The organism is Methylobacterium sp. JK268 (genome assembly GCF_054052225.1).
The window spans coordinates 31,361-58,222 of the sequence record NZ_JBSVZN010000026.1 but is presented as its reverse complement, the minus strand read 5'-3'; the positions used below and the strand labels follow the sequence as shown (position 1 = coordinate 58,222).

At 73.1% G+C, this 26,862-nt stretch carries 24 protein-coding genes; 18 read left to right on the top strand and 6 right to left on the bottom strand.

Annotated elements, in window-relative coordinates:
• Positions 1–143 precede the first annotated feature (143 nt).
• From ACW9J6_RS23985 to ACW9J6_RS23950, 8 genes are all read left to right on the top strand, one after another.
• A complete protein-coding gene (locus tag ACW9J6_RS23985) occupies positions 144–1,787 on the top strand; it encodes an ABC transporter substrate-binding protein (protein ID WP_457115171.1) in 1,644 nt (547 codons plus the stop codon).
• A 111-nt stretch (positions 1,788–1,898) separates the two neighbouring features.
• Positions 1,899–3,446, top strand: a complete 1,548-nt coding sequence (locus ACW9J6_RS23980) for an ABC transporter substrate-binding protein (protein ID WP_457115170.1) — start codon at positions 1,899–1,901, stop codon at positions 3,444–3,446.
• A gap of 4 nt (positions 3,447–3,450) precedes the next feature.
• A complete protein-coding gene (locus ACW9J6_RS23975) occupies positions 3,451–4,449 on the top strand; it encodes an ABC transporter ATP-binding protein (protein ID WP_457115169.1) in 999 nt (332 codons plus the stop codon).
• Positions 4,446–5,438 carry an ABC transporter ATP-binding protein gene (locus ACW9J6_RS23970; RefSeq protein WP_457115168.1) on the top strand — a complete coding sequence of 331 codons (993 nt, stop codon included), beginning with the start codon at positions 4,446–4,448 and terminating at the stop codon, positions 5,436–5,438. Before ACW9J6_RS23975 ends, ACW9J6_RS23970 begins: the two co-directional genes overlap by 4 nt.
• Positions 5,438–6,373: an ABC transporter permease gene (locus tag ACW9J6_RS23965; protein ID WP_457115167.1), complete on the top strand. Its 936-nt coding sequence runs from the start codon at positions 5,438–5,440 to the stop codon at positions 6,371–6,373. Before ACW9J6_RS23970 ends, ACW9J6_RS23965 begins: the two co-directional genes overlap by 1 nt.
• 1 nt (position 6,374) lies before the next feature.
• Positions 6,375–7,244 carry an ABC transporter permease gene (locus tag ACW9J6_RS23960; RefSeq protein ID WP_457115166.1) on the top strand — a complete coding sequence of 290 codons (870 nt, stop codon included), beginning with the start codon at positions 6,375–6,377 and terminating at the stop codon, positions 7,242–7,244.
• Between the two features lie 95 nt (positions 7,245–7,339).
• Positions 7,340–8,248: a sugar phosphate isomerase/epimerase family protein gene (locus ACW9J6_RS23955; RefSeq protein ID WP_457115165.1), complete on the top strand. Its 909-nt coding sequence runs from the start codon at positions 7,340–7,342 to the stop codon at positions 8,246–8,248.
• A gap of 28 nt (positions 8,249–8,276) precedes the next feature.
• A complete protein-coding gene (locus tag ACW9J6_RS23950) occupies positions 8,277–9,740 on the top strand; it encodes an alkaline phosphatase family protein (protein WP_457115164.1) in 1,464 nt (487 codons plus the stop codon).
• 33 nt (positions 9,741–9,773) lie between these two features.
• Here ACW9J6_RS23950 and ACW9J6_RS23945 read toward each other — a convergent pair whose 3' ends face one another.
• The 4 genes from ACW9J6_RS23945 to ACW9J6_RS23930 form a co-directional block, all read right to left on the bottom strand.
• On the bottom strand, positions 9,774–10,814 hold the full coding sequence (locus tag ACW9J6_RS23945; protein ID WP_457115163.1) for an HD-GYP domain-containing protein: 1,041 nt from the start codon (positions 10,812–10,814) through the stop codon (positions 9,774–9,776).
• Between the two features lie 197 nt (positions 10,815–11,011).
• Positions 11,012–11,506, bottom strand: coding sequence for an RrF2 family transcriptional regulator (locus ACW9J6_RS23940; protein ID WP_457115162.1), 495 nt, complete (start codon positions 11,504–11,506; stop codon positions 11,012–11,014).
• An 8-nt stretch (positions 11,507–11,514) separates the two neighbouring features.
• The gene (gene dut, locus ACW9J6_RS23935) at positions 11,515–12,000 is read right to left on the bottom strand and encodes a dUTP diphosphatase (protein WP_457115161.1); all 486 of its coding nucleotides are present in this window, start codon (positions 11,998–12,000) and stop codon (positions 11,515–11,517) included.
• Between the two features lie 189 nt (positions 12,001–12,189).
• Positions 12,190–12,852 (bottom strand): GntR family transcriptional regulator, encoded by a 663-nt coding sequence (locus tag ACW9J6_RS23930; RefSeq protein ID WP_457115160.1) that lies wholly within the window; start codon positions 12,850–12,852, stop codon positions 12,190–12,192.
• A gap of 102 nt (positions 12,853–12,954) precedes the next feature.
• Here ACW9J6_RS23930 and ACW9J6_RS23925 point away from each other — a divergent pair, with 102 nt between their 5' ends.
• The 7 genes from ACW9J6_RS23925 (at position 12,955) to ACW9J6_RS23895 (ending at position 20,411) form a co-directional block, all read left to right on the top strand.
• A complete protein-coding gene (locus tag ACW9J6_RS23925) occupies positions 12,955–14,274 on the top strand; it encodes an MFS transporter (RefSeq protein ID WP_457115159.1) in 1,320 nt (439 codons plus the stop codon).
• A gap of 11 nt (positions 14,275–14,285) precedes the next feature.
• Positions 14,286–14,966: a DUF2848 domain-containing protein gene (locus ACW9J6_RS23920; RefSeq protein ID WP_457115158.1), complete on the top strand. Its 681-nt coding sequence runs from the start codon at positions 14,286–14,288 to the stop codon at positions 14,964–14,966.
• A gap of 4 nt (positions 14,967–14,970) precedes the next feature.
• Entirely contained in the window at positions 14,971–15,768 is a 798-nt protein-coding gene (locus ACW9J6_RS23915) for a hypothetical protein (RefSeq protein WP_457115157.1), read from the top strand.
• A complete protein-coding gene (locus ACW9J6_RS23910; RefSeq protein WP_457115156.1) occupies positions 15,765–17,057 on the top strand; it encodes an amidase in 1,293 nt (430 codons plus the stop codon). The genes ACW9J6_RS23915 and ACW9J6_RS23910 overlap by 4 nt, the downstream gene beginning before the upstream one ends.
• 87 nt (positions 17,058–17,144) lie before the next feature.
• Positions 17,145–18,251, top strand: coding sequence for an asparaginase (locus ACW9J6_RS23905; RefSeq protein ID WP_457115155.1), 1,107 nt, complete (start codon positions 17,145–17,147; stop codon positions 18,249–18,251).
• A gap of 243 nt (positions 18,252–18,494) precedes the next feature.
• Positions 18,495–19,397, top strand: a complete 903-nt coding sequence (locus tag ACW9J6_RS23900) for a GGDEF domain-containing response regulator (RefSeq protein WP_457115154.1) — start codon at positions 18,495–18,497, stop codon at positions 19,395–19,397.
• A gap of 318 nt (positions 19,398–19,715) precedes the next feature.
• Positions 19,716–20,411, top strand: a complete 696-nt coding sequence (locus ACW9J6_RS23895; RefSeq protein WP_457115153.1) for a response regulator transcription factor — start codon at positions 19,716–19,718, stop codon at positions 20,409–20,411.
• Positions 20,412–20,450: 39 nt separating this feature from the next.
• Here the strand turns inward: ACW9J6_RS23895 and ACW9J6_RS23890 are convergent, their stop codons facing one another.
• Positions 20,451–21,638: a DNA topoisomerase IB gene (locus ACW9J6_RS23890; protein ID WP_457115152.1), complete on the bottom strand. Its 1,188-nt coding sequence runs from the start codon at positions 21,636–21,638 to the stop codon at positions 20,451–20,453.
• A gap of 140 nt (positions 21,639–21,778) precedes the next feature.
• Here ACW9J6_RS23890 and ACW9J6_RS23885 point away from each other — a divergent pair, with 140 nt between their 5' ends.
• Positions 21,779–22,921 (top strand): glycosyltransferase, encoded by a 1,143-nt coding sequence (locus tag ACW9J6_RS23885; RefSeq protein WP_457115151.1) that lies wholly within the window; start codon positions 21,779–21,781, stop codon positions 22,919–22,921.
• Positions 22,918–23,583 carry a class I SAM-dependent methyltransferase gene (locus tag ACW9J6_RS23880; RefSeq protein ID WP_457115150.1) on the top strand — a complete coding sequence of 222 codons (666 nt, stop codon included), beginning with the start codon at positions 22,918–22,920 and terminating at the stop codon, positions 23,581–23,583. Before ACW9J6_RS23885 ends, ACW9J6_RS23880 begins: the two co-directional genes overlap by 4 nt.
• A gap of 587 nt (positions 23,584–24,170) precedes the next feature.
• On the opposite strand, the gene ACW9J6_RS23875 is transcribed toward ACW9J6_RS23880, so the two are convergent.
• Positions 24,171–25,286 (bottom strand): patatin-like phospholipase family protein, encoded by a 1,116-nt coding sequence (locus ACW9J6_RS23875; protein WP_457115149.1) that lies wholly within the window; start codon positions 25,284–25,286, stop codon positions 24,171–24,173.
• A gap of 244 nt (positions 25,287–25,530) precedes the next feature.
• On the opposite strand from ACW9J6_RS23875, the gene ispG reads away from it, so the two are divergent.
• Positions 25,531–26,844, top strand: a complete 1,314-nt coding sequence (ispG, locus tag ACW9J6_RS23870) for a flavodoxin-dependent (E)-4-hydroxy-3-methylbut-2-enyl-diphosphate synthase (protein ID WP_457115148.1) — start codon at positions 25,531–25,533, stop codon at positions 26,842–26,844.
• Positions 26,845–26,862 lie beyond the last annotated feature (18 nt).

The window sequence follows — 26,862 nt, the reverse complement described above, 5'->3', positions numbered from 1 at the left end:
GCTTCCGGTCACGCCCCGGCCTCCGCGCGGGCGTCCGAACGGGCATGCTCGGGCAATATCCCACATCAACGCACAGAAGCGGTCACATCACCTTCATGCTGCCACCGTAACGGACGGATCCGTCAGCGGTGACGGAGGGGCGGATGGCGGGTTTCTCGATCACGCGTCGGCAGGCGCTCACGGCGGGCGTGGCCGCCCCCTTCGTGATGCGGCACGCCGCCCTCGCCGAAGCCGATCCCCGGCCGTCGATCACCGTGGCGGTCCAGAAGGTGTCGAACACCAACACGCTCGACGTGCTGCGCGAGCAGTCCAACGTGGGCGAGCGCGTGTTCTTCTCCTCCCTGTGGGAGGGCCTGATCGGCCGCAACTGGACCGGCCAGCTGGAGACCGTGCCCGGCCTCGCCACGGCGTGGCGGCGCATCGACGACCGCACCGTCGAACTCACGCTGCGGCAGGGCGTCCGGTTCCACAACGGCGACGAGATGACCGTCGAGGACGTCGCCTTCTCGTTCGGCCGCGCGCGCATGTTCGGCAACACCGAGCCGAGCGCGGGCAAGACCATCGCGGCCGATTACTCGATCGGCGGCGGACGCGCGTCGAAGGAACTGCCCCTCGAAGTGACGGCGGTGGCGCGGCGCAACTGGCCGGCGCTGCTCGGCGTCGAGATCGTCGACCGCGACACGGTCCGCTTCGTCAACGGCACGCCGGACGTGACGCTGGAGGGCCGCATCTCGCGCCAAGGCAGCGAGATCATGAACCGGCGCGCCTTCGACGAGGCGAAGACCTACGCGGACTGGGCGACGAAGCCGGTCACCACCGGGCCCTACCGGGTCGCCGAGTACCGCCCCGACGTCTCGCTGCTCCTCGAATCGCACGACGCCTATTGGGGCGGGCGCCCGCCGCTGAAGGCGATCCGCTTCGTGGAGGTGCCCGAGACCGCCGCGCGCATCGCGGGCCTCCTCTCCGGCCAGTACCACTTCGCCTGCGACATCCCGCCGGACCAGATCGCCCAGATCGAGACCAATCCCGCCTTTGAGGTCCAGGGCGGCACGATCCTCAACCACCGCCTGACGGTGTTCGACAAGTTCCACACGCAGCTCGCCGATCCCCGAGTCCGGCGCGCGATGACCCACGCCATCGACCGGCAGGCGATCGTGGAGTCGCTCTGGGCCGGCCGCACCGTCGTGCCGAAGGGCCTGCAATGGCCCTATTACGGCGACATGTTCATCGAGGATTGGTCGGTGCCGGCCTACGATCCCGGCCTGGCGAAGGACCTCGTGAAGCAGTCGGGCTACAAGGGCGATCCGATCCCCTATCGGCTCCTCAACAACTACTACACCAACCAGGTCCCGACGGCGCAGATCCTGGTCGAGATGTGGCGGGAGGCCGGTCTCAACGTCGAGATCCAGGTCAAGGAGAACTGGCAGCAGATCCTGGAGCGCACGCCGACCCGCGCCGTGCGCGACTGGTCGAATTCCGCGCCCTTCAACGATCCGGTGTCCTCGCTCGTCAACCAGCACGGTCCGAACGGCCAGCAGCAGCAGGTCGGCGAGTGGACCAACGAGGAACTCAACCGCCTGTCGGTCGAGCTCGAAACCTCGACGGACCGCGCCCGCCGCAAGCAGGTCTTCCGCCGCATGCTGGAGATCGCCGAGCACGAGGACCCCGCCTACACGGTGCTCCACCAGAACGCGACCTTCACGGCCAAGCCCAAGGCGCTCGCCTGGAAGGCCTCACCCGCCTTCGCGATGGATTTCCGCGCCGGGAACTGGGGCGGGCGCAGCTGAGGCGCGCGGAACCGGATGGCGCCGGAGCCGGGCTCGGGCGGCCGCCATGATCCTCGCGGGCCGCCGGTCGCGGCGGCCCCGGTCGACTCTTGCACGACGGGACGACCCACCATGACGCATCCGATCACCCGCCGCAGCGTCCTCGCCGGCGCCGGCGCCCTGGCGGCCCTCACCGCCACCCGCGCCGAGGCCGAGGGCCCGAGGCGGATCGTCGTGGCCATGCCGACCTCGCCCGGCACCGCGACCCTCGAACCCTCGCGGGATTACGGGAACGTCACGTTCCGCATGGGCTACAATCTCTACGACAATCTGCTGGGCATCGATTACCGCGACGGCGCCAAGCTCGTCCCGGCCCTGGCGACGGAGTGGCACCGGGTCTCGCCCACCGCGATGGAATTCACCCTGCGCGAGGGCGTGCGCTTCCACGACGGCGGCACCATGACGGAGGAGGACGTCGCCTTCACCTTCGGCCCGGAGCGCATGTCGGACCCGAAGGCGCCGGGCTACGCGCAGACGCGGCCGTTCCTGCCGACGATCGAGGCGGTCGAGTCGATCGGCCCGGGGCGCGTGCGCGTCACCACCCGCGGACCCGACCCGCTGCTCGAACGCCGCCTCGCCGGATGGGGGGCGCAGATCATCTCGAAGCGCGCCTTCCTGGCCGCCCCCAGCTTCGCCGTCTGGGAGAAGGCGCCGGTGGGCACCGGCCCGTTCAAGGTCAAGGAATTCTCCTACGACCGGCGCTTCGTGTTCTCCGCGCATGACGGCTACTGGGGCGGGCGCCCGGCCATCGACGAGTTGGAATTCCGGATCGTTCCGGAACTGGCGAGCCGCCTGAACCAGCTCGCGACCGGCGAAGCCCAGTTCATCACCGAGGTCTCCCCCGACCAGCTGCCGACCATCGAGGCCATGGCCGGGCGCGAGACGGCGGGCGGCGCGATCCAGAACCTGCGCGCCATCGTGTACAACAAGTTCGACCCCGCGCTGGCCGATCCGCGGGTGCGCCGGGCGCTGTCCTGCGCCATCGACCGGCAGGCGATCGTCGACGGGCTGTATGGCGGCCGCACCTGGGTGCCGAACGGCCATCAGGACAGGAGCTACGGCGACCTCTACCTCGCCGATTATGCCGGCCCGGGCTTCGCGCCGGAGACCGCGAGGGCGCTCCTGAAGGAGGCGGGCTACGACGGCCGCCCCATCGCCTACCGGGTGCTGAACAACTACTACACGCTGCAGATCCAGACGGCCCAGATCCTGCAGGAGATGTGGCGCAGCGTCGGCCTCAACGTCGGGATCGAGGTCAAGGAGAGCTGGTCCCAGGTCTATCAGCCGGGCCTGGGCATCTGCGGCACCTCCGACACGATCTTCTGGCAGGACCCGGTCGGCGCGATGGTGCGCCGCTACGGTCCGGCCGGCAACGTCCAGGCGGTCGCCAAGACCTGGCGGAACGACGAGTTCAACGCCCTGTGCCCGGTGCTGCAGAGTTCGCTCGACCCGCAGGAGCGCAAGCGCGTCTTCCGCCGCATGCTGGAGATCTACGACGAGGTCGACCCGCCGGGCACCGCCCTGCACGACCTGACCATGTTCTACGGCAAGAGCAAGGAGATCGCCTGGCGGGCCTATCCGGTCGAGGTCATGGATTTCCGTGCCGCCAACATGGTCTGAGCCGATGAGACCGCAGCCAGACACGCTCGTCGCGATCAGCGACCTCGCGGTCTCCTTCGACGGGGCCCGCGTCCTGCACGGAATCGACCTCGCGGTCGCGCGGGGCGAGGCGCTCGGGCTCGTCGGCGAATCCGGCTGCGGCAAGTCCGTGACCTGGCTCGCCGCGCTGGGGCTGCTGCCCAGGAAGGCGACGGTCACGGGCAGCGTCCGCCTCGACGGGCAGGAGCTGCTCGGGGCGCCGCCCGCAAGGCTGGAGCGGGTCCGCGGCGGGCGCGTCGCCATGATCTTCCAGGACCCGGCGAGCGCGCTCAACCCGGTGCTCCGGCTGGGCCGGCAGGTCGGCGAGGCGCTGGCGCTGCATCGCGGGCTGTCGGGCGCCGCGATCCGGGCCGAGGCGAGGCGCCTGTTCGACCTCGTGGGCATCCCCGACGCCGCCCGGCGCCTCGACGCCTTCCCGCACGAACTCTCGGGCGGCCAGAACCAGCGGGTCATGATCGCGATGGCGCTGGCCGGCCGCCCCGACCTCCTGATCGCCGACGAGCCGACCACCGCCCTCGACGCCACCATCCAGGCCCAGATCCTGGAGCTTCTCGCGGCCATCCGGCGCGAGACCGGCATGGCGCTGGTGCTGATCAGCCACGACCTCGGCGTGATCGCGCAGACCTGCGAGCGCGTCTGCGTGATGTATGCCGGGCGCATCGTCGAGAGCGCGCCGGCCGATCGCCTGTTCGAGCGCCCGCTGCATCCCTACGCGCAGGGGCTCCTCGCGGCCCTGCCGCCGCTGGAAGGGATCCGCCGCCGCCTGTCGCCGATCGACGGCAATGTCCCCGAGCCGTGGAACCTGCCGCCGGGCTGCGCCTTCGCGCCGCGCTGCCCGCTTGCCGAGGCGGCCTGCGACGCGGCGGTGCCGCCGCTCGCCGCGGAGGCGCCGGAGCATCGGGCGGCCTGCCTGCGGGTCGCGCCCGCCGCGAGGCCGGCCCTGGCGGAGCGCGTGCCCGCATGAGCGAGAGCCTGCTCGAGCTGCGCGGCGTCGGGCGGCGCTACACCATGCGCCGCGGGCTGCTCGGCCGGCCGGTCGCCGTGCAGGCGGTCGACGATGTCTCGCTCACGGTCGAGCGCGGCCGGACCCTCGGGCTGGTCGGAGAATCCGGCTCCGGCAAGTCGACGACCGGCCGGCTCGCCCTCGGTCTGGAGCCGCCGGATGCCGGGACGGTGCTGTTCCGGGACGCGCCGTTGCCCCGGGCGGGCACGCCGGATTGGCGCCGTCTCCGGGCGCGCATGCAGATGGTCTACCAGGATCCGCTGGGTGCCCTCGACCGGCGGCTGCCAATCCTGGAGCAGGTGCGCGAGCCGCTCGCCGTGCACGGGCTCGGCGCCCCGAAGGCGCGGGGCGAGCGGGCGCTGGCCCTGCTCCGGGCGGTGGGCCTGCGCGCCGACCAGGGCTCCCGCTACCCGCACGAACTCTCCGGCGGCCAGCGCCAGCGCGCCGTGATCGCCCGGGCCCTCGCCACAGAGCCCGACCTCCTCGTCTGCGACGAGCCCGTCTCGGCCCTCGACGTCTCGATCCAGGCGCAGGTGATCAACCTGCTGGTCGATCTCCAGCAGGAGCTCGGCCTCGGCCTGCTCTTCATCAGCCACGACCTCAAGGTGGTCCGCCAGGTGAGCCACCGGGTCGCCGTGATGTATCTCGGCCGCATCGTCGAGGAGGGCGACGCGGACCTGCTGCTGCACGGCCCGGCGCATCCCTACACCGAGGCGCTGGTCTCGGCCGCGCCGGTGCCGGGGCGACGGGCCCGGCCGCGGATCGTGCTCCAGGGCGATCCGCCGGATCCCGCCGCGCGGCCGTCCGGCTGCGCCTTCCACCCGCGCTGCCCCTCCGTCCGCGAGCGCTGCCGCGTCGAGGCGCCGGCCCTGCGGCCGCTGCCGGACCGACGCCGCGTCGCCTGCCACGTCGCGCAGGGCGGGGACGCCATCCTGAAGGCCGCGAGCTGATGCTGCGCTTCCTCCTCATCCGCCTCGCGCGCGCATTGCTGACGGTCGCGCTCCTCGTGACCTTCGCCTTCGTGGTGCTGCGGCTGTCGGGCGACCCCGCCCTCATCATCATGAGCGTCGACGCCCCGCCGGAGGCGATCGCCGCCTTCCGCAAGGCCTGGGGCCTCGACGACCCGATCTGGCTGCAATACCTGCATTATTTCGGAGCGATCGGGCAGGGCGAGCTCGGCCGGTCGATGCGCGACGGCCGACCGGCCCTCGCCCTGGTGGCGGAGCGGATCCCCGCGACGCTGACGCTGACCCTGCCGGCGCTGGCGCTGAAGCTCGGCATCGGCCTTCCGGCCGGCATCCACGCGGCGCTCTACCGCGACAGCCCGATCGACCGCCTCGTCATGGTGACGGCGGTGGCGGGCTTCACGGTCCCGAGCTTCGTCCTCGGGCTCGTGCTGGTGCTGATCTTCTCGGTGCAGCTCGGCTGGCTGCCCTCCGGCGGTGAGGACACCTGGCGCCACGCCATCCTGCCCGTGCTGACCCTCGGCATCGGCGGCGCGGCGATCCTCGCCCGCTTCACCCGCTCGGCGATGCTGGAGGTGCTGGGCCAGCCCTATATCCGCACGGCGAGCGCCAAGGGCGTGCCCTGGGCCGCCGTCGTGCGCGGCCACGCCCTGCCGAACGCCGCGATCCCGGTCATCACCATCGTCGGCTTCATGGTCGGCAACCTGATCGCCGGGGCTGTGGTGGTGGAGAGCGTGTTCTCCTGGCCGGGCGTCGGACGGCTCCTGGTCGTCGCCGTCGCCAACCGCGATCTCGCGGTCGTGCAATGCATCCTGCTGCTGGTCGCCCTCACCATGGTCTCGTCGAACCTGATCGTCGACCTCCTCTACGGCGTCATGGACCCGCGCCTGCGCGGCGCCGGCAAGCCCGGAGCGCAGTGAGATGGCCGGCGCCGCCGCTTCCACCGTCGCCCGGACCGGGGCGGAACGCCCTGCCCGCTCGGGCCGGGTGCCGCCCTTCGTCTGGATCGCCCTCGCCTGGCTCGCGCTGATGCTCGCCGTCGCGCTGGCGGCCGATTGGATCACCCCCTACCGCTTCACGACCTACGACCTGCGCAACCGGCTGAGCGCCCCCTTCCACGCGGCGCATTGGCTCGGCACGGACGAGCTCGGCCGCGACGTGCTCTCGCGCCTGATCGTCTCGATCCGCATCTCGCTCCTCGTCGCCTTCGGAGCGACGCTGATCTCGGCGGTGCTCGGCACGGCGATGGGCTTCCTGGCGGCGCATGTCCGGGGCGCCGTGGAGCAGGTCGTCCTGATGCTCGCCGACTTCCAGGCGGCGATGCCCTTCCTGATCCTGGCGCTCTCGGTGCTCGCCTTCTTCGGCAACGCCCTGCCGCTGTTCATCGGCCTGATGGGGCTCTACGGCTGGGAACGCTACGCCCGCATCGCGCGGGGTCTCGCCATCTCGGCCGGCGCGCAGGGCTACGCGGCGGCGATCCGCCAGATCGGCGCCCCGCCGTCGCGGATCTACCTGCGCCACATCCTGCCCAACATCGCCTCGACGCTGATCGTCTCGATGACGCTGACCTTCCCGGAGGTGATCCTGCTGGAGAGCGGGCTCTCCTTCCTCGGGCTCGGCGTGCAGCCGCCGATGACCTCCCTCGGCAACATGGTCGGGTACGGGCGCGAGTATCTCGCCCGCGCGCCCTGGATCATGCTGGCCCCGGCCGGATCCATCGTGGTCACCACGCTCGCCGTCAGCCTCGTCGGGGATTGGCTGCGCGACCGGCTCGATCCCACCCTGCGCTGACGGGGCGAGCGTCGGTCGCGCCGACCGATCCCACGCCATCCCGCGACGGGCCGACCGCCGCCGCGTCGGACGAACCCCTTGCCCGGAGCTCCCTCATGCAGTCCAACGGCGTCCTCGGCACAGGCATCTCCGCTCCCCACCCCAAGGGAGACCTCTCGGACCTGCCCGCCATCCTCGACCGCGTCCAGGCGCTCGGCGTCGACACGATCGAACTGCCGACCTTCGCGATGGACCTCGTCGTGGGCGGCCGCATCCGCCGGCCGCACCTGGACGCGCTGAGGCGGGCCTGCGCCGGCCGCCCGGTGCGCTACTCGGTGCACGGCCCGCTCTCGATCAACTTCTTCGACGATCCGGCCCGCCTGCCGCGGCATTTCGAGGTGCTGAAGGCCTCGCTGGAGGTCGCGGCCGAGATCGGCGCGCTGCACTACGTCCTGCATTCGGGCCTCGCCGCAATCGCCGAGGAGTCGGTCCTCGACGGCGCCTATGCGCGTCAGCGCGAGTGGCTGGCGCGGGCCGGCGAAGTGGCCGGCAAGCTCGGCCCGCTGATCTGCGTCGAAACGATGTTCGGCGGCCACGAGGGCAAGGTCCATTGCGCGTCGCCGCAGCGGCTGGCGGCGGAACTCGCCGCGATCGACCACCCGCATGTGCGCGCGACCCTCGACTTCAGCCATTCCTTCCTGCGGAACGGCTACCACGGCGGCGACTACGTCGCCGAGGTGGCGGCGCTCGCGCCCTTCGCGAGCCACCTCCACATGCACGATTCCTTCGGCCGGGCCGACGCGGTTTGGATGTACCACGAGAGCGAGAAGCTCGCCTTCGGGCACGGCGACCTGCACCTGCCGGTCGGCTGGGGCGCGATCCCCTGGGACGACCTGATCGCGGCCTGCACCTTCCCGAGGGGCGTGATGTTCAACATCGAACTCAACCCCCGCTACTGGTACGCCGTCGAGGAGGGCATCGCGGCGACCCGGGCGCTCGCCGCCCGGGCGCGCACGCAGTCCTGAGGGCCGGCTCATGACCGCTCCGCAATCCATGGCAGACCGCGTCGTCGTCTGCGTGTTCGACGGGCTGCGGCCCGACGTCGTCACGCCCGACCGGATGCCGCATCTCACCGGTTTCGCCAGGCAGGGCACGTGGTTCCGCGAGGCGCGCAGCGTCTTCCCCTCGATGACGCGCGTCGCGACCACCTCCATCGCCACCGGCGCGCCTCCGCGCGTCCACGGGATCGTCGGCAATGCCTTCTACTTCCCGCAGGCGACCACCCGGCACGCGCTCGATCTGAGCCGCCGCGACGATATCGCCCTCGCCCGCGACGCCACGGGCGGGCGCTTCGTGACCGCCGCGACGCTGGGCGATGCCCTGGCGCGTGCCGGCAAGCGCATGGCCGTGGTCCATACCGGCTCGGCCGGCTCCGCCTACCTGATCAATCCCGGTGCGCACGAGGAGGGCCACTGGACCGTCTCCCTCCTGGATCACGCGCACAGCCTCACGCCCGACACCCTCGCCGCGGTGACGGCGCGCTTCGGCCCGCTCCCGCCGCTCCGGCTGCCGCGGCTGGAGCAGGTCGATTACGCCGAGCGGGTCTTCCGTGAGCACGTGCTCGAAGAGCTGAGGCCCGACGTGGCGCTGATCTGGTTCAACGAGCCGGACATGGCCTTCCACTACTGCACCCTCGGCGCGCCCGAGACCGGCGACGCCCTGCGCGCCGTCGACGACGCGTTCGGCCGCCTGCTCGCCTGGATCGATTCCAGGCCGGATGCCCAGCGCTACGCGGTGGTTGCCGCCTCCGACCACGGCCAGATCACCATGCGGGGCGCGCTGCCGCTCTGCGACCTGCTGGCGGGCGCCGGGCATGCGGCCCGCCGGGCCGCCGAGCGGACGCTCGAGGGCGCGAGCCTGGCGATGACCGGCGGCAACATGGGCGAGATCCGGATCCTCGACGGCGGCGCGGCCCGCCTCCACGCGGTCGCGCAATGGCTGATGGAACAGGATTTCACCGGCATGGTGTTCACCCGCGGGGGCGGTGACGGTGAGGGTGAGGTGCCGGGCACCTTCCCGCTGTCGGCCGTCGACCTCGATCACGCGCGGGCGCCGGACCTCGTCTTCGTGCTGCGATCGGACGACGGGCCCGACCGGTTCGGGCTTCCCGGAAACGGAGTGATGGCCGATTGCGACGTGCCGGTCGGCGGCGGCATGCATGGCGGCCTCAACCGGCACGAACTCACCACCACGCTGATCCTGCGCGGTGCCGGCCTGCCGCCGGGAAGGGTCGACCGGCGCGCGGCCGGCATCATCGACATCGCCCCGACGGTTCTGGCCGCCCTCGGCCTGCCTCCCGCCGCGACCATGACCGGCCGCTCGCTCCTCGGCCCGGCGCCTGGGGCCGAGGCGCCGCAGATCCTGGAGGCCGGGCGGGGCAGTTTCCGCCAGCGCCTCGCCAGCGTGGCGCGGGGCGGGTCGCGGATCCTACTGGAGGGAGGGCGCCTCGATCCTTGAGTGCCCGCACCGCGCGGGCGGGCGCGGCGCGCCTCAGGCCGCCCGGGTCGCCGGCCGGTCCTCGACCAGGCCCACCACGTCGTCCCACCGGGACAGGAAGGCGCGCACGCAGGCCGGGTCGAAGTGGCGGCCCGACTGCTCCTCCAGGAAGGCCCGGGCGCGGTCGAGCGGCCAGCCGGGCTTGTAGACCCGCTCGGAGATCAGCGCGTCGAACACGTCCGCCACCGCGGTGATCCGGCCCGGCAGGGGGATCGCCTCGCCCGCGAGCCCGCGCGGATAGCCGGTCCCGTCCCAGCGCTCGTGATGCGTCAGCGCGATCTCGGCCGCGAGCCGCAGCAGCCGCGAGGGGCTGTCGCTGAGCATCCGGTAGCCGCGAAGCGCGTGCTCCATCATCTCGGCCTTCTCCGCCTCGTCGAGGGGGCCGGCCTTGCGCAGGACCGCGTCGGCGACGCCGATCTTGCCGATGTCGTGCATGGTCGAGGCCAGCGCGATGTCGTTCGCCTCCTCGTCCGGCAGGCCGAGCCCGTCCGCGATGGCGAGCACGCAGCCGGCGACCCGCGTGAGATGGTCGCCGGTCTGGTCGTCGCGCACCTCCGCGGCCAGCATCAGCCGGTGGATGATCTCGCGCTCGCGCTGCTTGGCCTCGGCGCCCATACGCTCCATCGCCTGGGCGAGCCCGTCGGCCCGCGCGGCAGCATCCTGGGCCCGGGACAGGGCCACGAGGTTGCGGGCGCGGATCTGCAGGTCGAGGCCGTCGACCGGCGGCACCACGACGTCGGTGGCGCCCGCCTCAAGGGCACGCCGCCGCGCGGCCAAGTCGCCGTCGGCGAGGAGCATCAGGGAGGTGGCGCGCAGGTGCGGCAGGGCGCGCAGGGCGTGCACCAGCCCGATCCCGTCCAGGCCCTCTCCGTCCTCGATCACCACGAGGTCGGCGCCGCGCTGCGCCAACACGCGACCGGCCGCGGCCCCGTCCAGGACCAGCGGCGCGCAGGCGGGCGCGAACAGGTCCGCGATCCGCGCCGGGTCCGGCCGGTCCGTGACGATCACGACGGAGGGATCGGCGGCGGAGGTCATGCGCGTCTGCGGTTCCGAGCTCGCCGCGGCGGGCCGCGGCGCGAGCGGAGTCTGGCCGACTTTGCTGAAGCGTTCTTTAAAGGATGTGGCATCGCCTCGAGCATTGTCCGATGAAGGGGATGCCGGTTCGACGCAGACCATGCGGCACAAACAGAGACGGAGAGCGGTCCCCGATTGCAGCGCGATCGGGCACCGCTCTAGATCGCGAAGTCGTCCCCGCGGGGGCGGTCCGGGAGCAGTCCGGCGGCCTCCGCCCGGCCGCACAGGTCCTCCACGCTCACGCGGTCGAGGGTGTCGAGGAAGGCCTGCCAGGCGGCACCGAGCAGGGGATCGATCACCGCGCCGGTCAGCGGTGGCCGGGCACCCGCCTCGTCGCCCGCGTCGAGCACCGCGCGGGCGATGTCGCCCGCGCTGATGCGGCGGCGCTCGCGGGCGAGTTCGTAGCCCCCGTGCGGTCCCCGCAACCCCTTCAGCAGCCCGTGCCGGACGAGGAGCTGCAGGACGGGCTCCAGGTGGCGGGGCGGCAGGCCGTGCCGGGCCGCCAGCGCCTTGGCGCTGACCGCCTGAGGCCGGGCGTGGAGCGCGATGTCGATGACCGCCGCCACCGCGAGGGCGAGGCGCGGCGGCGCCAGCGCGGGCGGCGCGGCCGCCTCCCCCGACGGCGCCGGCCTCAGGGTCGAGGTCTGCCCCATGCGCGGCCTCAGCGCCGGCCCGTCGAGCCGAACCCGTCGGCGCCGCGCGCCGCCGCCTCGCCCGAGAAGCGCTCGACCAGGGTCAGGCTCGGCCGGGTCACGCGGGTGAAGACGAGCTGCGCGACGCGCTCGCCCGGCGCGATCGTCAGCGGGTCCGACCCCGGAGGATTGCGGTTCCAGGCCGACAGCATCAGGGGGCCCTCGTAATCGGCGTCGATCACCCCGACGGTGTTGCCGAGCACCAGCCCCTCGCGGTGGCCGAGGCCGGAGCGCGGGAAGACGAGGCCGCACCAGTCGGGGTCCCGGATCGCCGCGGCGAAGCCCGCCGGGATCAGCGCCGGGGGCGCCTGCGGCGGAAGCGCGAGGGGCGCGTCGAGGCAGGCGTGGAGGTCGAGCCCGGCCGCCAGCGCAGAGCCCCAGCGCGGGAAGCCCCAGCCGGGCAGGCGGGGATCGAGGATGCGGATCTCGACGCCGAGCGCCCCGGGCCCGCTCATCGGCCGCGGCCTCCGGTCGGCATCGCGCGGCGTACGCAGGAGGTCGGTTCGGGCATCGGACGGTCTCGCGGGTGGCCATCGCCCGGCGAGGGGCGGCGCGGGCCGGACGGGGCGAGCCCTTATGCCCCGGCGGGGGGCGCGGGGCTACCCGGGTCGTGGCCCGACATCTGGGCGGCGGCAATCCTCGCCTCACCCGAGCCGCGCCGCCAGCGTCCGCGCGAAGGACTCGATGTGGGCTGTCATCGCGGCGGCGGCCGCCTCCGGGTCGCGGCGGGCGAGCGCGTCGCGGATCGCCGCGTGCTCCAGCGCCACCTCGGCGAGGTGCTGGCCCGTCCCGAGCGACAGCGCCCAGAACCGCACCGAGCGCCCGTGCAGCCCGTCGAGCACCTCGGCCAGCACCCGGTTGCCGCTCGCCGCGGCGATGAGTGCGTGGAAGCGCCGGTCCGCCTCCAGGATCGGGTCGAGGTCCTCCGCCGGCCCGGCGGGCGCCTCCGCCAGCACCGCGTCGAGCCGCGCGAGGTCCTCCGCGCCGATCCGCGTCGCCGCCCGCGCCGCGCAGGGCGGCTCCGTCAGGCGGCGCACCTCGACGAGCTGGGCGAACTCGTCGAGGGAGAGCGGCTGCACCAGGACACCCTTGCGGGGCAGGATCCGCACCAGCCCCTCGTGCATCAGGCGGTGCAGCGCCTTGTTCACCGGCGTGCGCCCGATGCCGAACTCGGCGCAGAGCGCCGCCTCGTTGAGCGTGTCCCCCGGCTTGAGCCGCAGCGCCAGGATGTCGGCCTTCAGGCGCCGGTAGGCCCGCTCGTTCTCCGACAAAGCCGCGCGCCCGTCCGCCCCCATGACCCCCGTCACCTCCGATCTCCGGGTGCCTTAGCATGGCTTGTGAAATTTCACAGGCATGGTACTTGCCAGGGAAAGCGCCGATCGGCCCGGGCGGGCCGCGGGAGAAGAGCGATGCCGAGGGTGGAACACGCGGTGAGCGCCAGCGAGCGCGAGGAGGGTTATCGCCGGGCGACGGTCCGGCTGATCCCGTTCCTGGTCATCCTGTTCATCCTGGCCTGGATCGACCGGGTGAACGTGGGTTTCGCCAAGCTCCAGATGCTGTCCGACCTGCGCTTCAACGAGGCGGTCTACGGCTTCGGCGCCGGCATCTTCTTCATCGGCTACTTCCTGTTCGAGGTGCCGAGCAACCTGCTGCTGGAGCGGATCGGCGCGCGGCGGACCCTGGCGCGGATCACCATCCTGTGGGGGCTCGCCTCGATGGCGCTGGCCTTCGTCCGCAGCGAATGGGCCTTCTACGCCGTGCGCTTCCTGCTCGGGGTGTTCGAGGCCGGCTTCTTCCCGGGCGTCGTGCTCTACCTGACCTACTTCTTCCCGAGCGCCCGCCGCTCGCGGATCAACGGGCTGTTCATGACCTCCTTCGCCATCGCGGGGATCGTGGGCGGCCCGGTGGCGGGGGTGATCATGGGCACAATGGGGGGCGTCGCCGGCCTCGCCAACTGGCAGTGGCTGTTCATCCTGGAGGGCATCCCCTCGCTCCTCGCCGGCATCGCCGTCCTCGCCCTGCTGCCGGACCGGCCCGAGGAGGCGCGCTGGCTCGACCCGCGCGTGGCCGCCGCCATGAGCGCCGAGATCGCGGCCGAGGGCCGGGCCGCCGGCAAGGAGGCGCAGTTCGGCGCCGCCCTGCGGGACGGCCGGGTCTGGCTCTGCGCGCTGATCTATTTCTGCATCGTCAGCGGCAACGCCACCATCGCGTTCTGGACACCCTCGATCATCAAGGAGATCGGCGTGCGCGACCCGATCGCCATCGGCTTCCTGGCGGCCATCCCGTTCGTCGCCGGCACGGTCGCGATGGTCTGGAACGGCGCCCATTCCGACCGCCACCGGGAGCGGCGCCTGCATTGCGCCGCGGCGAGCCTCGTGGCCGCCGCGGGGCTCGCCGCGACGGGCGCCCTGATCGGCCAGGCCGTGCTCGCCCTCGCCGCCCTGACCGTGGCGGCGGTCGGCATCCTCGCCGCCTTCCCGGTCTTCTGGGCGCTGCCGCAGACCTTCCTCGCCGGCACCGCCGCCGCGGGCGCCATCGCGGCGATCAACGCGATCGGCAACCTCGCGGGGTTCGTCGCCCCCTACCTGGTCGGCGTGTCGACCTCGCTCACGGGTTCCTCGACCAGCGGCCTCGCCTTCGTGGCGGGCCTCGAATTGCTCGCCGCCATCCTGGTCTTCGGCTTCGCCCGCTGGCACGACAAAGCCGCGGCCGCCCCCTCCGCCGCCTGAGGACGCACGCCATGCTCACCTTCCACCGCACGGCCGGCGGGCGCCGGGACACCATCGCGTTCGATCCCGACGCGGTGGTGATCGCCGGCTGGGCGGGTCGCGACGAGGCGGCGATCCGCCACCACATCGAGGAACTCGCGGCCATCGGCGTGCCGCGCCCCTCGGCGGTGCCGGTCTACTACCGGGTCGCCGCCGCCACCCTCACCCAGGCGCCCCGCCTCACCGTGCTCGGGCCCGACACCTCCGGCGAGGCCGAGCCGGTCGTCGTCGGGCTGGCCGATGGACTCTGGCTCGGGATCGGCTCCGACCACACCGACCGCAAGGCCGAGACGATCGGCATCGCCCTGTCGAAGCAGCTCTGCGGCAAGCCGGTCGGGGCGGAGCTGTGGCGCCTCGACGAGGTCGAACCGCACTGGGACGCGCTGGTGATGCGCTCCTACGCGACGATCGACGGCACGCGGGTGCTCTACCAGGAGGGCGCGCTCGCGGCGTTGCGCAGACCGGGCGACCTGCTGGCGCGGCGGCCCGGCGGACCGGGGCTGGCGCCCGGCACCGTGATGTTCGGCGGGACGCTGGGGACGATCGGGGGCATCCGGCCGGCGACGCGGTTCGAGATGGAGATCGAGGACCCGGTGCTCGGGCGGCGCCTCGCCCACGCCTACGACGTCGAGACCCTGCCGGTCGTGTCCTGACGCCATGGCCGACCTCGCCTGGGCTCCTCTCCTCGCCAAGATGCTGGCGAGCGCCGCGGTGGTGGTGATCGCCGCACGGGCTGTGGAGCGGACCGGGCCCCTCGTCGGCGCGATGATCGCCACCCTGCCCCTCTCGGCGGGCCCGGCCTACCTGTTCCTCTCCCTGGAGCACGGGCCTGACTTCCTGCGCGCCAGCGCGGTGGCGAGCCTGCCGGCGATCGCCGGCACGGGCGTCCTCGTGGTCGTCTACGCCGCGCTGGCGCCGCGGCGCGGCCTCCCCGCGGCCCTCGGGGCGGGGCTCCTCGCCTGGGCGGCGACGGCGGTGCTGCTGCGGCGCGTCGCGCCGGACCTCGCGCCAGCCGCCGCCCTGTCCGTCCTCACGCTCCTTGCCTGCGCGCTCGCCGGGCGGCGCATCTGCCCCCCGGCGCCGGTGCCCCGACGGCCCGGCCGCCCCCGCGACGTCGCGGTCCGGGCCGGGATCGTCATGGCGCTGGTCGCCCTGGTGCTGCTCGCGGGCCGCGTCGCGGGACCCGGCCTCGCCGGCATCCTGGCGCTGGCCCCGGTCGTCATGGTGAGCCTGGCGGTGATCCTGCATCCGCGGCTCGGCGGCGAGGCCGCCGCGACGGTGCTGGTCCTCGGCCTGCCCGGGCTCGTCGGCTTCGGCGCCGCGCTGACGGTGCTCGCCGTCGCGGTCGTGCCGCTCGGGGCCGCCGCGGCCCTGTCCCTCGCCCTCCTGGTGACCCTCGCCTGGAACGGCGCCATCCTGCTCGCCAGCCGCCCTCCCCCGGAGACCCCGCGATGACCTCTACGCCCGTTCGCGACGACCTGGAGCGCCGCCTCGCCGCCATCGCCGAGCCGGCGGGCCGCCACGTCTTCACCCGTCTCTACGAGGAGACCGCCCGGGCCGAGGCCGAGGCGGCCGACGCCCGCCGCCGGGCCGGCCTCTCGCTCGGACCGCTCGACGGCGTCATCGTCTCGATCAAGGACCTGTTCGACGTCGCGGGCGAGCCGACCACGGCCGGGTCCACGATCCGGCGCGAGAGCCCGCCCGCCCCCGCCGACGCGCCGGTCGTCGCCCGCCTGCGCCGGGCGGGCGCGGTGATCGTCGGCAAGACCAACATGTCGGAATTCGCCTTCTCCGGCCTCGGCCTCAACCCGCATTACGGCACGCCCGGCAACGCCGCCGATCCGGCCCGCCTGCCGGGCGGCTCCTCCTCGGGCGCTGGCGTCTCGGCGGCGCTGGGCACCAGCGACGTGGCGATCGGGACCGATACCGGCGGCTCCGTGCGCATCCCGGCCTCCCTCAACGGGGTCGTCGGGTTCAAGCCCACCGCCCGGCGCGTGCCCCTCGCGGGCGCTTTCCCGCTCAGCCCCTCCCTCGACTCGATCGGACCCCTCGCCCGCACGGTCGCGGCCTGCGCGGCGGCGGACGCCGTGATGGCGGGCGAGGAGCCCCTCCCCCTCGCACCCGCCGCGCTGGCGGACCTGCGCATCGGCGTGCCTCGCGGGCTCCTGTTCACCGAGACCGACCCGGGCGTCGCCGCCTCTTTCGAGGAGGCGCTCGGGACGCTCGGCCGGGCCGGTGCCCGGATCCTCGACATGGCCCTCGACGACCTGCTCGCGGATTTCGCCGCCGCGACGGCGGCCGCGCCGCTGGCCTCGATCGAGGCCTACGAGGTCCATGCCGACTGGCTCGACCGAGACGGGCCGGCCATGGATCCCCGGGTCCGGGTGCGCATCGAGCGCGGCCGGCCGGTGGGCGCGGCGGCCTATATCCGGATGATGCGCGCCCGCGCGGCCCTGGTCCGGGCCTGCGACGCGCGCCTGATGCCCTACGACGCCATCGCCCTGCCGGCGACGGCGATCCCGGCCCCGGCCATCGCCGCGGTGGAGACCGACGACGAGGCCTTCGCGCGCACCAACGTCCTGATGCTGCGCAACACCATGGTGGGCAACCTCTTCGACCTCACCGGCCTGTCGCTGCCGATGCCCGGCCGGGCGCAGCCGGCCGGACTGATGCTGCTCGCCCGCCACGGCCACGACCGGCGCCTGCTGGAAATCGGCGCGGCGGTGGAGACCTGCCTGCGCTGAGATCGCGTGGGCTTCCCTGGCGCGATCCGCGACGTATCGTGGCGCGCGCCGCAAGGCCGCGCCCGATTCCTCCACCGAGGTCGCCCGATGTCCCTCTCTCCCTCCCGCCGCCTGCTCGCCGCCCTGCTGCTCGGCGCCGCCCTCCCGCTCGCCGGCCCGGCCGCCGCCCTCGAGGCGCCGCAGCCCTCGACCGCCGCGACCACGGGCAAGCCTCGGGTCGTGATCCTGGCCACCGGCGGCACCATCGCGGGGGCGGGGGCGGATGCCAGCAACAGCGCCACCTACCAGGCCGCCAAGGTCCCGGTCGACAAGCTCATCGCGGCGGTGCCGGGTCTGTCCCAGGTGGCGGAGGTCCGCGGCGAGCAGGTCTTCCAGATCGCCTCGGAGAGCTTCACCAACGCGCAGCTCGTCACCCTGGCCAAGCGGGTCTCCGACCTCCTGAAGCAGGACGACGTCGACGGCGTGGTGATCACCCACGGCACCGACACGCTGGAGGAGACCGCCTTCTTCCTCAACCTCGTGGTGCACAGCGACAAGCCGATCGTCGTGGTGGGCTCGATGCGGCCCTCGACCGCCCTCTCGGCGGACGGCGCCCTCAACCTGATGGACGCGGTCGCCACGGCGGGCAGCCCGGACTCGCGGGGCAAGGGCGTCCTCGTGACCATGAACGACGAGATCCAGTCCGGGCGCGACGTCACCAAGCGCGTGAACATCAAGCCCAGCGCCTTCTTCAGCCAGTGGGGGCCGCTCGGCATGGTGGTCGAGGGCAAGACCTACTATTTCCGCGCGCCGGTGAAGCGGCACGGCACCGGGTCGGAATTCGACATCGCGGGCATCGATACGCTGCCCGACGTGGCGATCGTCTACGGCTCGGGCAACATGAGCCCGGTTCCCTACCAAGCGGCGGTGCAGGCCGGCGCCAAGGCGATCATCCACGCGGGCACCGGCAACGGCTCGGTGGCGGGCTACCTCGTCGACACCCTGAAGGACCTGCGCCAGAAGGGCACGCTGATCATCCGTTCCTCGCGGGTCGGCGACGGCTTCGTCCTGCGCAACGCCGAGCAGCCGGACGACAGCTTCGACTGGGTCGTCGCCCACGACCTCAACCCGCAGAAGGCCAAGATCCTGGCGGCGGTCGCCCTCACCAAGACCAGCGACACCAAGGAGCTGCAGCGCATCTTCTGGGAGTATTGATCGGGCCGCGCGGTCCCGGCGCCGGATCCGTCGGCGGTCGGAACCAAGTCTTCCCCCCGCCCTGCCGTCGCGCATCGCGTCCGACGGCAGGGCCGCATGACAGCGAAGCTTTCGCGGCGAGACGACGGTCGGCGGCTCGCCTTCGGCGTGTCCTCTTGAGACGGCGTTAAGCGGCATGCGCGACTGTCGCGGAATGAGGACAGCCCGCCCGCGCGGGCCTCCGGGAAACGCGCAGGGGGCGTCATGCACATCGTCGTGGTCGATCCGAGCCGGGTCGTGCTGAAGGTGATCAGCGCGCTGCTCGACCCCCGGGGCTACACCGTGAACACGTTCACGGATTCGCGCGAGGCGCTCGACTTCGTCACCGCGAACGATACCGTCACGGCCCTGATCACCAGCCTCGAAGTGCGTCCGCTCAGCGGCCTCGAACTGTGCTGGTCGGCGCGCCTGCTCGCCGAGAACCACCGTCCCCTCTCGATCATCACGATGTCCTCGGCCCGCAATGCCCGCAACCTCGCCGAGGCGCTGGACAGCGGCGCGGACGACTTCATCGACAAGCCCCCGGGCGCCGAGGAGCTCTACGCGCGCCTGCGGGCCGCCGAGCGCATGACGACCATGCAGCGCGAGCTGATCCGCCTCGCGGCGACCGATTCGCTCACCGAACTCCTCAACCGCCGCGCCTTCCTGCAACGCCTCGGCGACCTCGCCGACCGCGCCGGCAATCACGGCCGCATCGGCTTCGTGCTCGCGGACATCGACACCTTCAAGACGATCAACGACGAGCACGGCCACGACGTCGGCGACCTCGCCATCCAGGGCGTCGCGCGGGCGCTGGGCGAGATCCCCGACACGATCGTGGGGCGCCTGGGCGGCGAGGAATTCGGGATCGTGCTGCCGGGCCGCACCCTGGAGGAGGCCGAGGCCGCCGCCAACCGGCTGCGCCTGCGCTGCACGCAGCTGCGCTTCAAGGGCAAGCGCGGCCCGGTCCAGCTCACCTGCAGCTTCGGCGTGAGCGCGTGGTCGGAGGGCGAGACGCCCGCGAGCCTGCACAAGCGCGCCGACATCGCCCTCTACGAGGCCAAGTCGACTGGGCGCAACCGCGTCGTCTCGGCCTTCGCCGACCTCGTCCTCGCCCGCGCCGGCTGATCCTGCGCCACCTCGGCAGACTGCATCAATGGCGCCCGGCGACGGGCGCGCCCGGGAGTCCCGCCCGACGCCCGCATGCGTCCCGTTCCGGGACATCGGCGCCGGCCCGCTGGGCCCGGACGGCGGCTCCGTCCCCCATCCCTGCCCCGCGCCGCGGGTCCGGGACGGCCGCGGCCGCGGCGCGTCAACCTTAACGAGAGGTGATTCCGCTGGATTCCCGGTGCCGGGCCCGCCGGGACGCCCGCGCTGGAACGGCCCTTGATCCGTACAGCCCGTCAACCAGGCGCGTGTGCCGCGCCGAGACGGAGGCTGAACGGCATGAGTGACGCCGTGAGAGTGCTGATCATCGATGAGCCGCCGGATCTCGGGGCCGTCTTCCGCGCGACGCTGGAGCATCATCCCGCGCTCGTGACCGTGGACGAGGCGGACCTGCACGCCGCCTCGACGGGGGCGCCCCTCGACGGGGTCGCCCTGGTCTTCCTGCCGGAGCGGCACGCCGGCGCGATCGCGGCCCTGCGCGAGCGGCATCCCCGCGTGAAGGTGCTGGTCGCCTTCCAGGCGGCGGAGGCGGCGACGCTCGCCCAGCTCGCGGCGGCGGGCGCGGACGCCTTCGTGGCCCGCACGGCCGCGCCGCGCGACATCTGCGCGACCATCGTCGCCCTCGCCCGCGGCCTCCCGCTCGCGGACAGCGCGCCGGACCAGGCGGCCCCGCAGGACGCGGCCGCGGCCCTCGGCCTCACGCCGCGCGAGGCGGAGGTGCTGCGCTTCCTCAGCGCGGGCTTCAGCAACAAGGAGGTCGCCCGCCGCCTCACGGTGAGCGTGCGCACGGTCGAGACCCACCGCCTGAACCTGCGCCGCAAGACCAAGACCGGACGGCTCAAGGACCTCGTGCAGCTCGCCCGCCAGATGGGCCTCGCGCCGGTGATCGACAGCGAGCCGGCCGGCTACCGGCCGGGCGCCGCCAGCCGCGCCCCCCGCCTGCGGAGCGCGCACGAGGCGGCGGCCTCCTTCTGAGGAGGTCGCCGCCGGATCACGGGCGCCCCCGGCTTCCCCTCAGGCCGCCCGCCGGGCCGCCGAGCGGCCGCGGGGTTTGGAGCCCCCCTTGCGGCTGCGCCCGCCGGCCGCCGGCGTGGCCTCCGGGCGAGCCTGCGCCGCCGCGCCGAGGCGGGCCTGCAGCAGGGCGAGGACGGCGGTCTCCTCCGGCCGCAGCCGGTGGATCTCCTCCCGGAGCTGCTCCTGCACCTCGTCGCGCACCTGCAGCAGGAACGCGCCCTCCAGGTAGCAGCCCAGGACCTCGGGGTGCACGTAGCACTTGCGGCAGATGGTCGGCGTGTTGCCGAGCCGCTCCGCCACCCGCTCGATCGCCTGCCGGACATTGCGCTTCGCCACCGCCTGGGTGTCGAAGGCCTCGAACTCGCGCAGGGCGAGCGCGGCCAGCACGGTGCCGGACCACGTGCGGAAATCCTTGGCGGTGATGTCGCGCCCGGAGATCTCGCGCAGGTAGGCGTTGACGTCCGCCGAGGTCACGTCCCGCTGCACGCCGTCCGCGTCGATGTACTGGAACAGGTCCTGGCCGGGCAGGTCCTGGCAGTCCTTCACGATCTTCGCCACCCGGCGGTCGCGCACCGAGAGCTGCCAGACCTTGCCGCTCTTGCCCTTGAAGCGGAACTTCAGCTCCGCGCCCTCGATGCTCACGTGGGGATCGCGCAGGGTGGTGAGCCCGTAGGAGCGGTTGGCGCGGGCGTAATCGTCGTTCCCGACCCGGATCAGCGTCGTCTCCAGCAGGTACACGACCGTGGCGAGCACCTTCTCGCGCGGCAGGCCGCGCAGGGCCATGTGCTCCCGCACCTTGGCCCGCAGGCCCGGGAGCGCCTCGGCGAAGGCCATCATGTGGGCGAACTTGGTCGATTCCCGCGCCTCCCGGAATTGCGGGTGGTAGCGGTACTGCTTGCGGCCGCGGTCGTCGCGCCCGGTCGCCTGGATGTGGCCGTTGGCGTGGCGGCAGATCCACACATCCGTGTAGGCGGGCGGGATCGCCAGGCCCCTGATCCGCTTCAGCACCGCCGCCTCGCGCACGGGCCGGCCCTGCGGGTCGATGTAGCGGAAGCCGCGCCCGTTGCGCTTGCGCCGGTAGCCCGGCTCCTCGTCGCTCACGTAGCGCAGGCCGACCTCGCGGGCGGCATCGCGGGCGTCGATGCGATCCTCGGGCGCGGGGGGCGTCGTCTCGGGATCCGACAGCATGCAGGGTCTCTTCTCGGCGGGACGCCGCGTTGAGGTACTTCAACCGGAGCGTGCCGCTCCGGGTTCCTCCCGGGCGCTTCCCGGGGAGTTTCGCCCGCCCCCGGCGCGCGTTAGGAGGGTCCAGCGACAGGGAGACCCGCGTGACCCAGCAGGACGGCAGCAGGACCATCGCCTTCGTGGTCACGGAGGACTGGTTCTTCGCCTCGCACTTCCTGCCGATGGCCCGCGCGGCGGTGGCGGCCGGCCACCGGGTCGCGGTGGTGACCCGGGTGCGGGACCACCGCGCGCCGATCGAGGCCACCGGCGCCCGGGTCGTCGCCCTCGACGCGGAGCGCTCCAGCCTCAACCCGATGGCGGCCGGTTACGCGGCCGGCCAGCTCGCGGCGATCCTGCGCGCCCTGCGGGCCGACCTCGTCCACTGCATCGCGCTGCGCGGCATCCTGGTCGGCGGCGCGGCCGCCACCCTGGCGGGCATCCCGCGGCGGGTCTACGCGCTCACCGGCCTCGGCCTGATCGGCGCGCGGCGCGATCGGGCCGGGCGGCTCGCCCGCGGCGCCCTGCGCCGCCTGATCCGCGGCGGCCTGGAGACCCGGGCCACCCGCTACCTGTTCGAGAACCCCGACGACGCCGCGCTTCTCGGCCTCGATCCGGCCGATCCCCGCGTCACCATCGTGGGGGGCGCCGGCATCGATCCGGCGGCCTGGAGTCCGGCGCCGCTGCCGCCCATGCCGCCCCTGCGGGTCGCGCTGGTCGCCCGGATGCTGTGGTCGAAGGGGATCGACACCGCCGTGGAGGCGGTCCGCCTCGCGCGCGGCCAGGGCGCGGCCGTCGAACTCGTCCTCCACGGCGCGCCGGACCCGTCGAACCGGCGCGCGATCCCGGAGGCGACCCTGCGCGGCTGGTCGCGGGACGGGGTCGCGTGGCACGGCGCCACCGCCGACGTGGCGGGGGCGCTGGCCGCCGCGCAGGTGGCCTGCCTGCCCAGCCGCGGCGGCGAGGGGCTCCCCCGCGCCCTTCTCGAAGCCGCCGCGAGCGGCCGCGCCATCGTCACCACCGACGTGCCGGGCTGCCGCGCGCTCGTCCGCGACGGGATCGAGGGCCTGCTCGTCCCGCCGGACGATCCGGGAGCGCTGGCGGCGGCGCTCGCGGGACTCGCCGCCGACCCGGACCGCCTCGCCGCCATGGGCGCCGCCGCGCGGCGGCGGATCCTCGACGGGGGCTTCACCGAGGCGGCCGTGGCCGGCGCCGTGGCCCGGCTCCACGCGGAGATGCTGGCCTCATGACCGCGCCCGCGCTCGATCCCCTGCGCTTCATCCGCGACAACACCCGCCTGCGCCCGGTGCCGCACGCCCCCGAGATCCGCCTCCACGTCGCCGACGAGGCCACGGACCTGTGGGGCCGCACCGAGGAGGAACTCGGCGAGATCGGCCTGCCCCCACCCTTCTGGGCCTTCGCCTGGGCCGGCGGCCAGGGCCTCGCGCGCTACGTCCTCGACCATCCGGAGAGCGTGGCCGGGGGGCGCCTCCTCGATTTCGCCTCGGGCTCCGGGCTCGTCGCCATCGCGGCGGCGAGGGCCGGGGCCGCGTCGGTGGAGGCGAGCGACCTCGATCCCTTCGCGATCGCGGCGATCGGCCTCAACGCCGCCGAGAACGGCATCGGGGAACGCGTCCGCGCGGTGGCGGGCGACCTGATCGGCCGCGACCACGGCTGGGACTGCGTGCTCGCGGCGGACATCTTCTACGAGCGCGACCTCGCCGCCCGAGTGAGCGACTGGCTCTCGCGCCTCCAGGCCCGCGGCGCCCGCGTGCTGCTGGGCGATCCAGGGCGGGCCTACCTGCCGCAGGACCGCCTGGAGCGCCTCGCCACCTACGAGGTCCCGGTCACCCGGGCGCTGGAGGATGCGGAGATCAAGCGCACCGGCGTCTGGCGGTTCAAGGCGGGCTGACGGCGCCTGGTCGAGGGTCCCCCGTCCCGCACGAGATCAGCATCGGCGGAACGAGAGCCGGGATCCCGCGCAAGGACGGGCCGCGGTGGCTCGCGACGGTCTGCGGGCCGCATCCGGCTCAGGCGGTCGGGGCGTGGGCTCGGACCGAGCCGGAAAAGCAGAGGACGATCTGCGACGTCCCAGGCAGAAACCGACTCGCGGGGCTGTCCGATTGGGTCGCAGGTTCACACCACCCTCTCCGCCCTTTTCCGGGCGCATGGAGCGCCAGCGGAATGCGAGCCGGAAACCAGTGCAAGACTCCGCGAATCGACTGCTTTTCAACACTGGTCTTGGCATTCGGAGCCGCTTCGCGGCAGAGTCCCGTGCTGGATTCCGGATCTCCTTCCGCTGACGCCACAGCATCCGGAAAAGAGGAGGCTGTCATCAAGCGTCCCGGGTTTTATCCGCCAGGGTCCGCTATGCTGGTGACGAACTTATACGATGTGCGATCGATTGCTCGGCGATGCTGCGCCTCGCACGCCAATGCGGACATCGGTTTGCTCAGGCGTGCGGAGCAAAGCTCCGCCGCGCGGGCTTGGTGAGACGGATCACCCGTACATCGCCCGCAGGTCCAGCGTGCTCTCACGCCCGACCGCGTCGAAATGCTGCGCCAGCCACGCCTTCGCCGCCTCCCGTCCGGCGTCGCGCAGCTGGAGCAGGAACGGCCACTGCGCCTTGAGCTTCGTCGAGGCCGCGTAATCGTCGAGCGCGCCGCTGCCGTCGATCCGATGCAGGCGCACCGGCCGATAGCCCTCCGGCGCCAGCGCCCCCTCGTCGATCAACTGCTGCACGAAGTCGATCCCCCGCAATTCGCGCAGCAGGTTGCCGTTGAAGGTGATCTCGTTGAGGCGGTCTCGGATCTCCTGAGGCGTGCGCGGCGTCTCGCGCCGCTCCACGGGATTGATCTGGACGAGGAGGAAGTCGCGGGTCTCGGCACCGTGGTAGAGTGGGTAGAGCGGCGGGTTGCCGAGGTAGCCCCCGTCCCAGTAGGGCACGCCGTCGATCTCCACCGCCTGGAACACTGTCGGCAGGCAGGCCGAGGCCATGACGTGGTCGGCCGTGAGGTCGCGGCCCTCGAACACCGCGATCTTCCCGGTCCAGACATTGGTGGCCGAGATGAAGAGCGGCGTCTCGTTCCCGCTGCGCAGGGCATCGAAATCCACCGTGTCGGTCAGCGCCCGCTTGAGCGGGTTGAGGTTCAGGGGATTGGCCTCGTAGGGGCTGGCGAGGCTGGTCCAGACCTCGGCCAGGGGGCTGCGCCGCCACAGGCGCATCATCCCCTCGACCAGATTCTGCTGCGAGCGCGGGAGGTCGCCGTCGAGGCTCACCTCCTTCCAGAAGGCTTCGAGTTGCGCCCGCGCCCCGTCGGGGCCGCCCTTGAGCCAGCCGTGGGTCATCACCACCGCGTTCATCGCTCCGGCGCTCGCCCCGGTGATCGCCTCGAAGGCGAGCCGCCCGTCCTCGATCAGCGCGTCGAGCACGCCCCAGGTGAAGGCGCCGTGGGCGCCGCCGCCCTGGAGCGCGAGCGCGATCCCCTTCTCGGCCCGCGGCCCGGCCAGGGGGTGGGCGCCGCCCCCGGGCGCGGGCGCCTTGCCGCCGTGCACCGCCTCCACGCCAAGGGGATCGGCCGGAGGGGGGCGGGTTCTGTCGAGCGAGTCGGTCATGGCCTGCCGGAGCGTTGTTGCACTGCGATATAATTTGGTGCGTCGCACAGGCCATGCAACCCTGCCCGGCGCGGGCCGCCTCGACAGGGGCGGCCCGATGGGCCATGAAGCGGTGAACCTCCCGGGTCGGTCGTCCGGTGCGGAGCCGGGGGCGTGCGCGGCGTCACAGACTTGACGCCGGCCGCGCGCAGGATCAGCTAAACGCTTGACGCCGGAGCGCGAAAAGCCCGGCACGAGGGATCCGATGCAAGCCCACACCCAAGCCCAGGACGCCCGCGCCGTCGACGCGTCCGCCGCGCCCGAGATCGCTGGCCCCGCGCCCCGGCACGGCACCGTCGGCGTACGGATCGGCGAGGGCGAGGGCGCCGTGACGATCGGTGGCGGCGCCCCGATCGTGGTCCAGTCCATGACCAACACCGACACGGCGGACATCGACGCCACCGTGGCGCAGGTCGCCGCCCTGAACCGGGCCGGTTCCGAGATCGTGCGCATCACGGTCGACCGCGACGAGGCGGCGGCGGCGGTGCCGAAGATCCGCGAGCGGCTGGATCGCATCGGCGTCCACGTGCCGCTGGTCGGGGACTTCCACTACATCGGGCACAAGCTGCTCGCCGACCACCCGGCCTGCGCCGAGGCGCTGGCGAAGTACCGGATCAACCCGGGCAATGTCGGCTTCAAGGAGAAGAAGGACCTGCAGTTCTCGACCATCGTCGAGACGGCGGCTCGCTACGGCAAGGCGGTGCGGATCGGCGCCAACTGGGGCTCCCTCGACGAGGCCCTCCTGACCTCGCTGATGGACGCCAACGCCAAGAGCGAGAAGCCCCTCGACGCCCGCGCGGTGATGCGCGAGGCGATGGTGCAGTCGGCCCTGCTCTCGGCGGACCGCGCCGTCGAGATCGGCCTGCCGAAGGACCGGATCGTGCTCTCCGCCAAGGTCTCGGCGGTGCAGGACCTGATCGCCGTCTACCGGGAGGTCGCCCGCCGCGGCGACTACGCCATCCATCTCGGCCTCACCGAGGCCGGCATGGGCACGAAGGGCGTCGTGGCGGCCTCGGCCGCCATGGGCGTGCTGCTCCAGGAGGGGATCGGCGACACGATCCGCTACTCCCTGACGCCGGAGCCGGGCGGCGACCGCACCGTGGAGGTGAAGGCCGCGCAGGAACTCCTGCAGACCATGGGTTTCCGCACCTTCGTGCCGCTCGTCGCGGCCTGCCCCGGCTGCGGGCGCACCACCTCGACGGTGTTCCAGGAACTCGCCCGCGACATCCAGAACTGGATCGCCGCCTCGATGCCGGAATGGCGCAAGACCTATCCGGGCGTCGAGACCCTGAACGTGGCGGTGATGGGCTGCATCGTGAATGGGCCGGGCGAATCGAAGCACGCCGATATCGGCATCTCGCTGCCCGGCACCGGCGAGACCCCCACCGCCCCGGTCTTCATCGACGGCAAGAAGGCGATGACGCTGCGCGGCGCCACCCTGGCCAAGGATTTCGAGACCATCGTGATCGACTACATCGAGCGGCGCTTCGGCCAGGGCCGGCGCACCGCCGCGGAGTAAGGTGGCCCGCCCCGCCCG

Excerpts from the sequence above, each read along its gene's own strand:
- ACW9J6_RS23985 (WP_457115171.1), top strand. The coding sequence starts at position 144 with ATGGCGGGTTTCTCGATCACGCGTCGGCAGGCGCTCACGGCGGGCGTG.
- ACW9J6_RS23980 (WP_457115170.1), top strand. The coding sequence starts at position 1,899 with ATGACGCATCCGATCACCCGCCGCAGCGTCCTCGCCGGCGCCGGCGCC.
- ACW9J6_RS23975 (WP_457115169.1), top strand. The coding sequence starts at position 3,451 with ATGAGACCGCAGCCAGACACGCTCGTCGCGATCAGCGACCTCGCGGTC.
- ACW9J6_RS23970 (WP_457115168.1), top strand. The coding sequence starts at position 4,446 with ATGAGCGAGAGCCTGCTCGAGCTGCGCGGCGTCGGGCGGCGCTACACC.
- ACW9J6_RS23965 (WP_457115167.1), top strand. The coding sequence starts at position 5,438 with ATGCTGCGCTTCCTCCTCATCCGCCTCGCGCGCGCATTGCTGACGGTC.
- ACW9J6_RS23960 (WP_457115166.1), top strand. The coding sequence starts at position 6,375 with ATGGCCGGCGCCGCCGCTTCCACCGTCGCCCGGACCGGGGCGGAACGC.
- ACW9J6_RS23955 (WP_457115165.1), top strand. The coding sequence starts at position 7,340 with ATGCAGTCCAACGGCGTCCTCGGCACAGGCATCTCCGCTCCCCACCCC.
- ACW9J6_RS23950 (WP_457115164.1), top strand. The coding sequence starts at position 8,277 with ATGGCAGACCGCGTCGTCGTCTGCGTGTTCGACGGGCTGCGGCCCGAC.
- ACW9J6_RS23945 (WP_457115163.1), bottom strand. The coding sequence starts at position 10,814 with ATGACCTCCGCCGCCGATCCCTCCGTCGTGATCGTCACGGACCGGCCG.
- ACW9J6_RS23940 (WP_457115162.1), bottom strand. The coding sequence starts at position 11,506 with ATGGGGCAGACCTCGACCCTGAGGCCGGCGCCGTCGGGGGAGGCGGCC.
- dut (WP_457115161.1), bottom strand. The coding sequence starts at position 12,000 with ATGAGCGGGCCCGGGGCGCTCGGCGTCGAGATCCGCATCCTCGATCCC.
- ACW9J6_RS23925 (WP_457115159.1), top strand. The coding sequence starts at position 12,955 with ATGCCGAGGGTGGAACACGCGGTGAGCGCCAGCGAGCGCGAGGAGGGT.
- ACW9J6_RS23920 (WP_457115158.1), top strand. The coding sequence starts at position 14,286 with ATGCTCACCTTCCACCGCACGGCCGGCGGGCGCCGGGACACCATCGCG.
- ACW9J6_RS23915 (WP_457115157.1), top strand. The coding sequence starts at position 14,971 with ATGGCCGACCTCGCCTGGGCTCCTCTCCTCGCCAAGATGCTGGCGAGC.
- ACW9J6_RS23910 (WP_457115156.1), top strand. The coding sequence starts at position 15,765 with ATGACCTCTACGCCCGTTCGCGACGACCTGGAGCGCCGCCTCGCCGCC.
- ACW9J6_RS23905 (WP_457115155.1), top strand. The coding sequence starts at position 17,145 with ATGTCCCTCTCTCCCTCCCGCCGCCTGCTCGCCGCCCTGCTGCTCGGC.
- ACW9J6_RS23900 (WP_457115154.1), top strand. The coding sequence starts at position 18,495 with ATGCACATCGTCGTGGTCGATCCGAGCCGGGTCGTGCTGAAGGTGATC.
- ACW9J6_RS23895 (WP_457115153.1), top strand. The coding sequence starts at position 19,716 with ATGAGTGACGCCGTGAGAGTGCTGATCATCGATGAGCCGCCGGATCTC.
- ACW9J6_RS23890 (WP_457115152.1), bottom strand. The coding sequence starts at position 21,638 with ATGCTGTCGGATCCCGAGACGACGCCCCCCGCGCCCGAGGATCGCATC.
- ACW9J6_RS23880 (WP_457115150.1), top strand. The coding sequence starts at position 22,918 with ATGACCGCGCCCGCGCTCGATCCCCTGCGCTTCATCCGCGACAACACC.
- ACW9J6_RS23875 (WP_457115149.1), bottom strand. The coding sequence starts at position 25,286 with ATGACCGACTCGCTCGACAGAACCCGCCCCCCTCCGGCCGATCCCCTT.
- ispG (WP_457115148.1), top strand. The coding sequence starts at position 25,531 with ATGCAAGCCCACACCCAAGCCCAGGACGCCCGCGCCGTCGACGCGTCC.